Below are 15,412 nucleotides of genomic sequence, written 5' to 3'. Positions count from 1 at the left end.
AAAATCTCCGTACTTGGAACTCGACACGTCACGCGAGAGGCGAACGGTGTTGTCAAGAAATTCCGAACTTCTTGCTGATGATGTCGAACATCTCGTCGTCCGTCGCCGACTGGAGATCCTCGGTCGTACTCGTGCCGGGCTCCGTCTCCCCGGGTTCCCGCCACTGCGCCACCAGGGCCTGCATCCGCATCATGATCCGGGTGCGCACGGCGCTGTCCGGGGACATGTCCGAGAGCACGGCCTCCAGTTTGTCGAACTCGTCGAGGGCGGCCGTCGCGGACCCGTCGCCCGCCGCGTCCCCGTCCGGGTCGAGTTCCTGCCACAGGTAGTCGGCCACGGCTGCGGGGTTCGGGTAGTCGAACACCAGGCCTGCGGGCAGCCGCAGTCCGGTGGCCGATCCGATCCGGTTGCGCAGTTCCACCGCGGTGACCGAGTCCAGCCCGAGTTCCCGGAAGGCCCGGTCGCCCCGGATGGCGTCCTGCGAGGTGAACCCGAGGACGGCGGCCGCCTGCGCCCGCACCGATTCCAGCAGCAGGGCGCGCCGCTGGCCGGCGGGGGCCGCCGCGAGCCGGCGCACGAGCTCCGGCTGTTCGTCCTGGGCGTCGTTCGCGGGGGCGACTCCCGACTCACGGAGCTGGCGCACCTCCGGGATGTCACCGATGAACGGGCTGGGGCGCGTCGCGGTCAGTGCGACGGAGAAGCGTTCCCAGGCCACATCCGCGATCATGACGCAGGTCTGCTCGTGCTCAAGTGTCCGCCGCAGCGCCTCCGTGGTCAGCACGGGGTCCATCGCGGGCAGCCCGTGCCTGTTCAGCAGCTCGCCGAACGAACCGTCGGCCATGCCCTCACCGTCCCACGCGCCCCAGGCCACCGAGGTGGCCGGCAGGCCCTGGCTCCTGCGCAGGTGCGCGAGGGCGTCCAGGTAGGCGTTGCCCGGGGCGTAATTGCCCTGCCCGGAGGCGCCGATCGTGCCGGCCACCGAGGAGAACAGCACGAAGGCGCTCAGGTCCATCTCACGGGTGAGCTCGTGCAGGTGCACCGCGGCACCCACCTTGACCTGGAGGGCCCGTTCGAGCTGCGCGGGGGTCAGGTCGTCGACCATCCCGTCGTCCAGGACGGCCGCGGTGTGCATCACCGCGGTCAGCGGCTGCTCGGCCGGCACCGAGTCCAGAAGTCGCCGCAGCGCATCCCGGTCGGCGACGTCGCAGGCGACGACGGTGACGCGGGTGCCTGCCGCGGTGAGTTCGGCGGCCAGCTCCGCGGCTCCCGGGGCGTCCGGTCCGCGGCGGCTGACGAGCAGCAGGTGGTCCGCCCCCTCGCGGGCGAGCCAGCGAGCGGTGTGGGAACCCAGGGCACCGGTGCCACCGGTGATCAGCACCGTGCCCGAGGGCTGCCAGTCGCGGACCGCGGGTGCGGCACCCAGCGGGGCCTGCTCCAGTCGCCGGCCGAACACCCCGGAGGTGCGGACCGCGAGCTGGTCCTCGTCCCCCATGCCGGACAGCACGCCGCACAGACGCGACCGGCTCCGCTCGTCGAGCGTCGTGGGCAGGTCGACGAGACCGGCCCACTGCTGCGGGTACTCCAGGCCGGCGACCCGGCCGAATCCCCACAGGAGCGCCTGCTCGGGGCTGGTGACGGCGTCAGTCGGGCTCACACCGACGGCGCCGCGCGTCGCGCTCCACATCGGGGCCTTGAGGCCCGCGTCGTTCAGCGCCTGCGCCAGTACGACGCTCAGGGCGAACCCGGCCGGAGTGGTCGGGTGCCCCGCGAGAGGCTCGATGGCGAGCGCGACCATCGACAGCACCCCGCTGATCTCCTCACCCGAGCCGTCGACCACCTCGGTCAGCCGCTCGGCGAGGACGGACCGGTCGAGGTCGGCCTCCGTCAGCTCGGCCCTGACGACGTCGACGCCCTGCTCGTGCAGTGCCGCGACGGCTCCGGTGACGAGCTCGTCGGCGTGGTGGCCGGGCGCGGTCACGACCAGCCACGTACCCGACAGCGCTCCCGCCGGTGCCGCCGTGACCGGCTTCCACGTGACGCCGTACCGCCACGAGTCCGCGACCTCCTGATCGCGGTGGCGCTTGCGCCAGGTGGACATGGCGCGCACGAGCGGGCTCAGCGTGGACCGCGCCTCGTCGCTGTCGATCGCCAAGGTACCGGCGACCGCGGCGAGGTCCTCGTTCTCGACCGCCTCCCAGAACTTGCTTTCTGCGGCGTTGGCGGGCTGAACGGTACCGGGATCGTGAGCCGGCTGGGGGGCGTCGAGCCAGTAGCGCTGGCGCTGGAAGGGATACGTCGGCAGATCAACACGACGCGCACCCGTACCCGCGAAGACCGTTGCCCAGTCAACCTCAACACCACGGACATAGGCCTCGGCGAGTGAGGCAAGCATGCGCTCCTCGCCACCCTCACCACGACGCAGCGTGCCGATCGTGGTCACAGACCGCTCGACAGCGTCGCCAGTTTCCTCCACGCCCATCAGCAGGACGGGGTGGGCGCTGGTCTCGATGAACACATCATGACCATCAGCCAGGAGCTGTTCGGTGGCCTGGGCGAACTCCACCGTCTGACGAAGATTGCGATACCAGTAGCCCGCATCCAGGGTCGCGGTGTCGATCTGCGTGCCGGTGACCGCCGAATAGAACGGCACCCGCCCACTACGCGGCTCAAGCGGCGCCAAAACCTCCAGCAAACGCTCCTCAATCACCTCAACCTGAGCCGAATGCGAGGCATAATCCACCGGCACCAAACGCGCCCGCACACCATCAGCCTCACACCCAGCCCGCACCGCCTCCAACGCCCCCGGCTCACCCGAGACCACGACCGAGCCCGGACCGTTGACCGCCGCAACCGACACCGCCGAACCATACGGCTCAAGCCGCTGCACGGCCTCCTCCAACGGCAACGCCAGCGACAACATCCCACCGGCACCCGCCAGATCCAGCAGCAAACGACTGCGCAACGCCACCACACGCGCCGCATCACCCAGCGACAAACCACCCGCCACACACGCAGCAGCAATCTCACCCTGCGAATGACCCACCACCGCAGCAGGCTCCACACCATAAGAGCGCCACACCGCAGCCAGCGACACCATCACCGCAAACAGAACCGGCTGGACCACATCCACCCGCTCCAACAGCGACGCATCACCACTACGCACCACATCAAGCAACGACCAGTCCACAAACGGCTCCAACGCCGCCGCACACTCGCCCATCCGCCCAGCGAACACCGGCGAAGCATCCAACAACCCCGCCGCCATACCCACCCACTGCGAACCCTGACCCGGGAACACAAACACCACACCACCAGGCGCGGAAGCCTCACCCCGCACCACACCAGCAGCATCACCCCCGGCAGCCACAGCAGCCAGCAACCCCAGCGCCGCATCACCACTCTCCGCCAACACCACCGAACGGTGACGGAAAACCGACCGCGACACCGCCAGCGACCAGCCCACATCCCCCAGGCCCAGACCCGGAGCAGACCCCACAAACGAAGCCAACTGCCCCGCCTGTGCCCGCAACGCCTCCTCCGTACGACCCGACAACACCCACGGCACCACAGCACCGGAACCGGCGTCAGCGTCAGCGTCGGACTCAGCAGCAGTCTGTGCGGGAGCAACAACGCCTTCGAGGATGACGTGCGCGTTCGTACCGCTCACACCGAACGAGGACACACCGGCACGGCGAGGACCGCCGGTCTCCGGCCATGCCTTCTGCTCGGTCAGCAGCTCGACGGCACCCGCGCTCCAGTCGACGTGCGGCGACGGCTCGTCGACGTGCAGCGTCTTCGGCAGCACACCGTGCCGCATCGCCATCACCATCTTGATGATTCCTGCGACACCGGCAGCGGCCTGCGTGTGACCGATGTTGGACTTGACGGACCCCAGCCACAGCGGCCGGTCCTCGGGGCGCTCCTTGCCGTAGGTGGCCAGCAGGGCCTGTGCCTCGATCGGGTCACCCAGCGTCGTACCCGTACCGTGCGCCTCCACCGCATCCACATCAGCCGCCGACAACCGCGCGTTCGCCAGCGCCTGCCGGATCACCCGCTGCTGCGACGGACCATTGGGCGCCGTCAGACCATTCGACGCACCATCCTGATTCACCGCCGAACCACGCACCACCGCCAGCACCGGGTGACCGTTGCGACGGGCGTCGGAGAGCCGCTCGACCAGCAGCATGCCCACACCCTCAGCCCAACCCGTACCATCCGCCGCACCAGCAAACGCCTTGCAACGACCATCACCGGACAGACCACGCTGACGGCTGAACTCCACGAACACATCCGGCGTAGACAACACCGTCACACCACCCACGAGCGCCATCGAGCACTCACCCTGACGCAACGACTGCGCCGCCAGATGCAACGCCACCAACGACGACGAACACGCCGTGTCCACCGTCACCGCAGGCCCTTCCAAGCCCAACGTGTACGCCACACGACCCGTGGCCACACTCCCCGCGCTGCCGTTGCCCACGTACCCTTCGACGCCGTCGGGCACGGACGTCAGCCGAGCACCGTAGTCGTGGTACATCACGCCCGCGAAGACGCCGGTACGGCTGCCACGCACGGACTGCGGGTCGATGCCCGCCCGCTCGAACGCCTCCCACGACGTCTCCAGCAACAACCGCTGCTGCGGATCCATGGCGAGGGCCTCACGCGGCGAGATCCCGAAGAACTCCGCGTCGAAGTCGGCCGCGTCGTAGAGGAAGCCGCCTTCGAGCGTTGTGGAGGTGCCACTCCGCTGCCCGTCGGGGTCGTGGAGGCCGTCGAGCACCCAGCCACGGTCGGTCGGGAAAGCCGCGATGGCATCACCACCGGCTGCGACGAGCTGCCACAACTCTTCGGGCGAGGTGACCCCGCCGGGGAACCGGCAGCCCATGCCCACGATGGCGATCAGGTCGTCGTCGGTGGCGGGTACCGCTGTCGGCTCCACCGCGCCGGACTCCTGTGCCGAGTCCAGCAGCTCGCTGAGGAGGAAGGAAGCCAGCACCTCAGGCGTCGGGTGGTCGAAGACCATGGTCGCGGGCAGTCGCAGGCCGGTGGCTGTGCCGAGGCGGTTGCGCAGCTCGACAGCGGTCAGCGAGTCGAAGCCGACCTCTCGGAACGCCCGCGTGGGCTCGATCCCTGCCTCGGACGCGTGGCCGAGCACGGACGCCGCGTTCGTGCGGACGAGGTCGAGCAGGATGCGATCGCGCTCACCTGCTGAGAGGGAGGCCAGCCGCTGCCGGAGCGACCCGTCGGCTTCGGCCGTGTTTCCGGCGGCTCGCCTGACCGGGGTGCGGACCAGACCGCGCAGCACCGCCGGCAGACCGACGGTGCCGGCCTGCGCGCGAAGTGCCGAGGTGTCCAGTCGTACAGGCGCGACCAACGCCTCGTCCGTCGCGCACGCAGTGTCGAACAGCGCCAGGCCCTGGTCGACCGAGAGCGGGCTGAGGCCGGTGCGCGTCATGCGCTTCAGCGCCTCGTCGTCCAGGTGGCCGGTCATGCCGCTGCTGGACTCAGCCCACAGGCCCCAGGCAAGAGACTGCGCAGGCAAACCCTCAGCGCGACGCTGGAGAGCGAGAGCGTCCAGGAACGCGTTCGCCGCAGCGTAGTTGCCCTGGCCAGCCGCACCGAACAAACCAGCAGCCGACGAGAACAGCACGAACGCCGACAGGTCGAGGTCGCGGGTCAGCTCGTGCAGGTTCAGCGCGGCATCCACCTTGGGACGCAGGACGGTGTCCAAGCGCTCGGCGGTCAGGGACTCGACGACACCGTCGTCGAGGACGCCGGCCGTGTGCACGACGGCGGACAGCGGCGGCTCGATCCGGCTCAGGAGACCAGCCAGGTCATCACGGTCAGCGACATCGCACGCGGCGATCGTCACCTCAGCAGCGCCCAGGGCGACCAGTTCATCGCGCAGCTCCACCGCACCCGGGGCGTCCGGGCCACGGCGGCTCGTCAGCACCAGACGCTCCACACCACCAGCAGCCACCAAGTGCCGGGCCACCACAGCACCCAAAGCACCCGTACCACCAGTGATCAAAACCGTGCCACCCCAGGAAGCAGGCTCCTGCTCACCAGCAGGAACCACGGCCCGCACCAGACGCGGCACACGCACCACACCAGCACGCACCGCAACCTGCGGCTCGTCCGTGGCGAGGACCGACTCCAGCAGATCAGCGGGCAGGTCACCATCAGCGTCCACCAGGACGAACCGGCCCGGGTTCTCCGACTGAGCCGAACGCACCAAACCCCACACCGCAGCATGCGCCAGATCCGCAACACCCTCGCCACCAACAGCGACAGCACCACGCGTCACCAACACCAACCGCGACGAAACAAACCGCTCATCCGCCAGCCAACCCTGAACCAACCCCAAGGCCCGCTCAGCCGCCCCACGCACAGCCGACGCGACATCACCACAAGCAGCACCCACACACGGCACCACCACAACATCCGGCACACCACCAGCACCCGAAACATCAGCCAGCGACGCAACCTGCTCCACCGCCAACCCATGAGCCCCACCAGCAGCCAACGCCAGCGACTGCCACTCCACCTGGAACAGAGGGTCGTTGGAGGAGCGCTTGGCGCTTTCGAGCTGCTCGCTCGTCACAGGGCGCAGCGACAGGGAGTCAACAGATGCCACGGGAGCGCCGGTGCTGTCCGCGACACTCAGCGACACCGTGCCGTCGGTGGCGGGCGCGATCCGTACGCGCAGGGCCGAGGCACCCGAGGCGTGCAGGGAGACGCCACGCCACTCGAACGGAAGCCGGGACTCGCCCGACCGCTCGACCGCAAAGGCGTGCAGTGCGGAGTCGAGCAGAGCAGGGTGCAGGCCGAAGCGGCCCGCTTCCGATGTGGCGTGCTCGGGCAAGGCAAGCTCGGCGTATATCTCTTCGCCTCGGCGCCATACCCGCTTGAGCCCCTGGAAGACGTCTCCGTAGACGTAACCAGCCTCAGCGAAGCGCTCATACGCGTCGCCGACCGGAATCTCCTCGGCACCGGTCGGGGGCCAAGCCGTGAGGTCGAAGGCAGCGAGCCGCTCGTCAACGGCAAGGACACCACTGGCGTGGCGCGTCCACACGCGGTCACCCTCAGTGGTGGTGTCCTCGACGCAGGAGTGAACGGTCAGCGAGCGCCGGCCCGATTCGTCGGCCGCGCCGACGACGAGCTGGAGGCGTACCCAGCCCTGGTCGGGGAGGGTCAGCGGCGCTTCGAGGGTCAGTTCGTCGACCCGCGCGCCGCCGATCTCGTCGCCGGCCCGTACGGCCAGTTCCACGAACGCCGTACCGGGGAGCAGCACGGTCTCCATGACCGAGTGGTCGGCGAGCCACGGGTGACTCTGGAGGGACAGACGCCCGGTGAACAGGAAGGTGTCGGCGTCGGCCAGGCCCACGGCGGCGCCCAACAGTGGGTGATCCGCCGGGTTCAACCCCGCGGAACCCACGTCACCGACGCCCTGCATCGCGTCGAGCCAGTAGCGCTGGCGCTGGAAGGGATACGTCGGCAGATCGACACGACGCGCGCCGGTGCCGGTGAAGACCGTTGCCCAGTCAACCTCAACCCCATGGACATAAGCCTCGGCGAGTGAGGCAAGCATGCGCTCCTGGCCGCCCTCGCCACGACGCAACGTCCCGATCGTCGTCACAGACCGCTCCACCGCGTCAGCGGTCTCTTCCACACCCATCAACAGGACCGGGTGAGCGCTGGTCTCGATGAACACATCATGGCCATCAGCCAGAAGCTGCTCGGTGGCCTTGGCGAACTCCACCGTCTGACGAAGATTGCGATACCAATACCCCGCGTCCAACATCGCGGTATCGACCTGCGTTCCCGTGACCGCGGAGTAGAACGGCACCTGACCACTACGCGGCTCAAGCGGCGCCAAAACCTCCAGCAAACGCTCCTCGATCACCTCGACCTGAGCCGAATGCGAGGCATAATCCACCGGCACCATACGCGCCCGCACACCATCAACCTCACACTGCGCGCGCACCGCCTCCAACGCCGCAGGCTCACCCGAGACCACGACCGAGCCCGGACCGTTGACCGCCGCAACCGACACCGCCGAACCATACGGCTCAAGCCGCTGCACAGCCTCCTCCAACGGCAACGCCAGCGACAACATCCCACCGGCACCCGCCAGATCCAGCAACAAACGACTGCGCAACGCCACCACACGCGCCGCATCACCCAGCGACAAACCACCCGCCACACACGCCGCAGCAATCTCACCCTGCGAATGACCCACCACCGCAGCAGGCTCCACACCATAAGAGCGCCACACCGCAGCCAGCGACACCATCACCGCAAACAGAACCGGCTGGACCACATCCACCCGCTCCAGCAACGACGCATCACCACTACGCACCACATCCAGCAACGACCAGTCCACAAACGGCTCCAACGCCGCCGCACACTCGCCCATCCGCCCAGCGAACACCGGCGAAGCATCCAACAACCCCGCCGCCATACCCACCCACTGCGAACCCTGACCCGGGAACACAAACACCACACCACCAGGCGAGCCGGCCACACCACGCACGACCTCCGCGGCCTGCTCGGCCTGACCCTCGGCGATCGCGGTGACCAGTTCCTCGTGCCCGGCGCCCAGAACAACCGCACGGTGCTCCAGACCCGCACGACCGGACACCAGCGAATGACCCGCATCCACCAACCGCAACCCAGGCCGGGAACCCACAAACGAAGCCAACTGCCCCGCCTGCGCCCGCAACGCCTCAGCACTCCGTGCCGAAACCACCCACGGCACCACAGCACCGGAACCGGCGTCAGCGTCAGCGTCGGACTCAGCAGCAGGCTGTGCGGGAGCAACAACGCCTTCGAGGATGACGTGCGCGTTCGTACCGCTCACACCGAACGAGGACACACCGGCACGGCGAGGACCGCCGGTCTCCGGCCACTGCACCGCATCCGTCAACAGCTCTACGGCGCCGGCCGTCCAGTCCACCTTCGACGACGGCTCGTCCACGTGCAGCGTCCGCGGCAGCACACCATGGCGCATCGCCATCACCATCTTGATGACACCCGCGACACCAGCGGCAGCCTGCGTGTGACCCAGGTTCGACTTCACCGAACCCAGCCACAGCGGCCGGCCCTCCGCACGACCCTGGCCATACGTCGCCAGCAGCGCCTGCGCCTCGATCGGGTCGCCCAGCGTCGTACCCGTACCGTGCGCCTCCACCGCGTCAACCTGCTCCGGCGCAAGACCAGCACTCTCCAGCGCCTGCCGGATCACCCGCTGCTGCGACGGACCATTCGGCGCCGTCAGACCACTGCTCGCACCGTCCTGGTTCACCGCCGAACCACGGACAACGGCCAGCACTTCATGTCCGTTGCGCCGGGCGTCGGACAGCCGCTCCAGGAGCAGGACTCCGACGCCCTCCGCCCATCCGGTGCCGTCGGCGGAGTCGGAGAACGACTTGCAACGACCGTCCGCCGCAAGACCCCGCTGACGGCTGAACTCCACGAAGACACCCGGCGTCGACATCACGGTGACACCACCGGCGAGTGCCATCGAGCACTCACCCTGCCGGAGGGCCTGGCAGGCCAGGTGCAGGGTCACCAGGGACGACGAGCACGCCGTGTCCACGGTGACGGCCGGCCCCTCAAGACCGAGCGTGTACGCGACGCGGCCCGAGACGACGCTGCTGGCGCTGCCGTTGCCGAGGAAGCCTTCGAGGCCCTCCGGCACTGCGTGGAGCCGAGCACCGTAGTCGTGGTACATCACGCCCGCGAAGACGCCGGTACGGCTGCCACGCACGGACAGGGGGTCGATGCCCGCCCGCTCCAGCGCTTCCCAGGAGGTCTCCAGCAGCAGACGCTGCTGCGGGTCCATGGCGAGGGCCTCACGCGGCGAAATCCCGAAGAAGCCCGCGTCGAACTCGGTCGCGTCGTGCAGGAACCCGCCCTCGCGGACGTAGCTCGTGCCGACGCGGTCCGGGTCCTCGTCGAATTCGATCCGCCAGCCACGGTCGGTCGGGAACTCCGAGATGCCGTCCCCACCGGCGGCGAGGAGCTGCCACAGCTCTTCGGGGGAGGTGACCCCGCCCGGGTAGCGGCAGCTCATGCCCACGATGGCGATGAGGTCGTCATCGGTACCGGTCGTCACCGACCGGCTGGGAACGAGCGCCACGGGGGCCTCGCCGACCAGCTCGTCACGGAGGTGCTGTGCGAGGGCGAGGGGCGTGGGGTAGTCGAACAGCAGCGTCGGGGGCAGCCGGAGGCCGGTGGCGGCCCCGAGCGCGTTGCGCAGCTCGACCGCGGTGAGCGAATCGAAGCCCGCGTCCAGGAAGCCGAGGCGGGCGGGGACCGCATCCGCCCCGGAGTGTCCGAGCACCGCAGCGGCCCGGGTACGGACCAGGTCGACCAGGATGCGGTCCCGCTCGGCGGCGGAGGACTCCAGGAGGCGTTCCACCAGGCGCTCCGCGTCCGCTCCGCTCGAATCCGAGCGCCTACGGGCCTGGGCGGCCCGGCGGACGGGGGTCCGGACGAGGGAACGGAGCACGGCAGGCATCTCGGGGCCGCCGCCGAGAGCGGCTGCGTCCAGGTGGATGGGGGCGAGCACCGCGTCGTCCGCCGCACGGGCAGCGTCCAGCAACGCGAGCCCCTCGGCCTCCGACAACGGCCGCAGACCCGCACGCGTCATCCGCGACACATCCGCCTCGGACAACCCACCCGTCATACCACCGTCCTGCGCCCACAAACCCCACGCAAGAGACTGCGCAGGCAGACCCTCAGCACGACGCTGAAGAGCAAGAGCATCCAAGAACGCGTTCGCCGCAGCGTAATTACCCTGACCAGCCGCACCGAACAAACCAGCAGCCGACGAGAACAACACGAACGCCGACAGGTCGAGGTCACGCGTCAGCTCGTGCAGGTTCAGCGCGGCATCCACCTTGGGACGCAGGACGGTGTCCAAGCGCTCGGCGGTCAGCGACTCGACCACACCGTCGTCAAGAACACCAGCCGTGTGAACCACAGCAGACAGCGGAGAATCGATCCGGCTCAGGAGACCAGCCAGGTCATCACGGTCAGCGACATCGCACGCAGCGATCGTCACCTCAGCAGCACCCAGGGCGACCAGTTCGTCGCGCAGCTCCACCGCACCGGGGGCGTCCGGACCACGCCGGCTCGTCAGCACCAGACGCTCCACACCACCAGCAGCCACCAAGTGCCGGGCCACCACAGCACCCAAAGCACCCGTACCACCAGTGATCAAAACCGTGCCACCCCAGGAAGCAGGCTCCTGCTCACCAGCAGGAACCACGGCCCGCACCAGACGCGGCACACGCACCGCACCGGCACGCACCGCAACCTGCGACTCGCCAGAAGCAACCACCGCCCCCAGCAGATCAGCGGGCAGGTCACCATCAGCGTCCACCAGGACGAAACGGCCCGGGTTCTCCGACTGAGCCGAACGCACCAAACCCCACACCGCAGCATGCGCCAGATCCGCAACACCCTCGCCACCAACAGCGACAGCACCACGCGTCACCAACACCAACCGCGACGAAACAAACCGCTCATCGGCCAGCCAACCCTGAACCAACCCCAAGGCCCGCTCAGCCGCCCCACGCACCCCCAACGCGACATCACCACAAGCAGCACCCACACACGGCACCACCACAACATCCGGCACACCACCAGCACCCGAAACATCAGCCAGCGACGCAACAGACTCAACAACCAACCCCTGAGCCCCACCACCAGCCAACACCAACGACTGCCACTCCACCCCGAACAGCGAATCCCGCTGCCCATCAGTGAGGTCGGCCGAGGCCAAGGGCCTCAGCGTCAGGGACTGCACGGAAGCGACGAGCGCGCCCGACGCGTCGGCCGCCGCGATCTCGAGCACGTCCGTACCGACCGGACGCAGGCGTACCCGCAGCGACGTGGCGCCGGTCGCGTACAGCGAGACCCCGCTCCAGGCGAAGGGGAGACGGGCCTGGCCCGTGTCCTGCACGAGGCGGCCGCCGCCGAGGCCCACGGGGTGCAGCGCGGCGTCCAGCAGGGCCGGGTGCAGGCCGAAGAGCTGGGCGTCCGCTTCGGCCGACTCCGGGAGTGCCACCTCGGCGAAGACGTCCTCGCCGGACACCCACACGCGCTCCAGGCCCTGGAAGAGCGGGCCGTAGACGGTGCCGTTCGCAGCGAGGCGCTCGTACACGTCGCTGATGTCGGCCTCTACGGCGTCAGCCGGGGGCCAGTTCTCGAAGTCGACGGCCGGAGTCTCGCCGCGCGGGGCGAGGGTGCCGCCCGCGTGGTGGGTCCACGGGCCGTCGGCCGCGTCCGTAGCCCGCCGGGAGTAGAGGTCGAAGGGGCAGCGGCCGGATCCGTCGGCGGCTCCGACGGAGATCTGGAGCTGTACGGCGCCGCGTTCGGGCAGGACGAGCGGGGCTTCCAGGGTCAGTTCGTCGACCCGCTCGCACCCCACCTGGTCGGCGGCGCGCACGGCGAGTTCGAGGATCGCCGTGCCCGGTACGACGACCGCGCCGGCGACCCTGTGCTCGGTGAGCCACGGGTGGGTGTCGACGCCGAGGCGTCCGGTGAACAGGTAGCCGTCGCCGTCGGCCAGGCCGACGGCGGCGCCGAGCAGGGGGTGCTCGGCGCGTGACAGTCCGGCGGCCGACACGTCACCTGTGCGGGTGAGGGAGGGCGTGGGCCAGTAGCGGGTGCGCTGGAAGGCGTACGTGGGCAGCTCGACGATGCGGGCGCCCGTACCGGCGAAGGCGGTGTCCCAGTCGACGGTGACGCCGTGCAGGTGCAGCCTGCTGACGGCGGTGAACAGCGTTTCGTCCTCGGGCCGGTCACGGCGCAGAGCGGGGACGAGCAGCGCGTCCTCAGAGACGCACTCACGTGCCATCGCGGACAGGGTCCCGTCCGGACCCAGCTCCAGGAACCGCGTCACACCCCGTGCTTCCAGAGCGGCGATGCCGTCCGCGAAACGGACAGCCTCCCGCACATGACGCACCCAGTACTCCGGCGCACACAGCTCCTCGGCCGTCGCCACAGCGCCCGTCACATTGGAGACGACCGGAATGCGCGGCGCGTTGTAGGTGAGGATTCCGGCGAAGCGGCGGAAGTCGTCGAGCATGGCGTTCATGTGCGGTGAATGGAACGCGTGGCTGACCCGCAGCTGCTTGGTCTTGACACCGGATGCGGCGAGGGTCGCGGCGACGCGCGTCACTGCCTCGGCGTCGCCGGACATCACGACGGACGACGGCCCGTTGACCGCGGCCACCGACACACTGGGGACACCGTCGAGTGCCGCCAGCACCGTCTCCTCCGATGCGGTGACGGACACCATCGCACCGCCAGACGGCAACGCCTGCATCAGCCGCGCCCGCGCCGCCACCAACGTCGCCGCGTCCGCGAGCGACAGCACACCCGCCACATGGGCGGCCGTCAGCTCACCGATGGAGTGGCCCGCGACGAAGTCGGGCGTGACACCCCACGACTCCACGAGCCGGAAGAGCGCCACCTCCACAGCGAACAGTGCGGGCTGCGTGAAGCCCGTACGGTCCAGCAGCTCCGCGTCCTCACCGAACACGACCTCGCGCAGCGGCCGCTCAAGGTAGCGGTCCAGCTCCGCACAGACCGCATCGAACGCCTCAGCGAACACCGGGTAACGACCGTACAGCTCACGGCCCATCCCCAGACGCTGAGCGCCCTGGCCGGTGAACAGCACCGCCAGCTTGCCCGAGCCCGCCACGCCCTCGACCACTCCGGCCGCGGAGCTGCCGTCGGCGAGCGCCGCGAGACCTGCGGCCATCGCCTCCCGGTCGGCCGCGACCACCGCGGCGCGGTGCTCGAAGGCGGGCCGCGTGGTGGCGAGCGAGAACCCGATGTCCGCCAGGTGGGCGTCCGGCGTGGCGTCCAGGTGGGCGGCCAGGCGGGCTGCCTGGCCGCGCAGGGCTTCCTGACTGCGCGCGGAGAACGTCCACGGCACGGCGCCGGCGTCGCCGGTCCGGGTGGTCGCCGTCTCCTCCTCGGCAGGCGTGGGCGCCTGCTCCAGGATGACGTGCGCGTTCGTACCGCTCACACCGAACGAGGACACACCCGCACGGCGCGGCTCACCCGTCTCCGGCCACTCCACCGCATCCGTCAGCAGCTCCACCGCACCCGACGCCCAGTCGACGTGCGGCGACGGCTCATCCACGTGCAGCGTCTTCGGCAGCACACCGTGCCGCATCGCCATCACCATCTTGATGACACCAGCGACACCAGCGGCAGCCTGCGCGTGGCCGAAGTTGGACTTCACCGAGCCGAGCAGCAGGGGCCTGTCCTGCGGCCGGTCCTGGCCGTAGGTCTCCAGGAGTGCCTGGGCCTCGATGGGGTCGCCGAGCGTCGTGCCGGTGCCGTGGGCCTCGACGGCGTCCACGTCGGCCGCGGACAGCCGGGCGTTCTCCAGCGCCTGCCGGATCACCCGCTGCTGTGACGGGCCGTTCGGCGCCGTCAAACCGTTCGACGCGCCGTCCTGGTTGACGGCGGATCCACGAATCACCGCCAGCACCCGGTGTCCGTTGCGCTCGGCGTCGGACAGGCGCTCCAGCGCGAGCATGCCGACGCCCTCGGCCCAGCCGGTGCCGTCCGCGGCGGCGGCGAAGGACTTGCAACGACCGTCGGCCGCGAGTCCGCGCTGGCGGCTGAACTCCACGAACACGCTGGGGATCGCCATGACGGAGACGCCGCCGGCCAGGGCCATGGTGCACTCGCCCTGCCGCAGCGCGTGGCATGCCAGGTGCAGGGCGACGAGCGACGACGAGCAGGCCGTGTCGACGGTGACGGCCGGGCCCTCCAGACCCAGGGTGTAGGAGGTGCGGCCCGACACCACGCTCGGGGTGTTGCCCGTCATCAGGTAGCCCTCGACGTCGTCCGAGGACTCCCTGAGCAGCGTCGCGTAGTCCTGGCCGCTGGACCCGACGAAGACGCCGGTCCGGCTGCCGCGCAGCGACTGCGGGGCGATGCCGGCCCGCTCCAGCGCCTCCCACGCCGTCTCCAGGGAGAGCCGCTGCTGCGGGTCCATGGCGAGGGCCTCGCGGGGCGAGATCCCGAAGAACGTGGCGTCGAACCCGTCCACGTCCCTGACGAAGCCGCCCTCGCGGACGTAGCTGGTGCCCGGGCGGTCGGGGTCCGGGTCGAACAGTGCGTCCAGGTCCCAGCCGCGGTCCTCGGGGAACGCGGACATCGCGTCCCGGCCCGCCGTGACCAGCTGCCACAGCTCGTCGGGGGACGTCACCCCGCCCGGGTAACGGCACCCCATGCCGACGATGGCGATCGGCTCCTGCGCAGTGTCCTCGATCTCCCGCAGACGCGCGTGCGCCTGGTCGAGATCAGCCGTGACCCGCTGGAGGTACTGGAGAAGCCTGTCTTCGTTTTCCATGGGGTGTGTCACCTGTGT

General features: G+C 69.7%; 1 protein-coding gene. It reads right to left on the bottom strand.

Going from position 1 to position 15,412, the window contains the following annotated elements; all coding sequences use genetic code 11:
- Window positions 1-52 precede the first annotated feature (52 nt).
- A complete protein-coding gene (locus CYQ11_RS26620) occupies window positions 53-15,394 on the bottom strand; it encodes a type I polyketide synthase (RefSeq protein WP_104651095.1) in 15,342 nt (5,113 codons plus the stop codon).
- Window positions 15,395-15,412: the final 18 nt, after the last annotated feature.

The organism is Streptomyces cinnamoneus (genome assembly GCF_002939475.1).
GTDB classification, from domain to species: domain Bacteria; phylum Actinomycetota; class Actinomycetes; order Streptomycetales; family Streptomycetaceae; genus Streptomyces; species Streptomyces cinnamoneus_A.
Note: the sequence above shows the minus strand (reverse complement) of the source record. Positions and strands in the feature narration are given on the sequence as shown.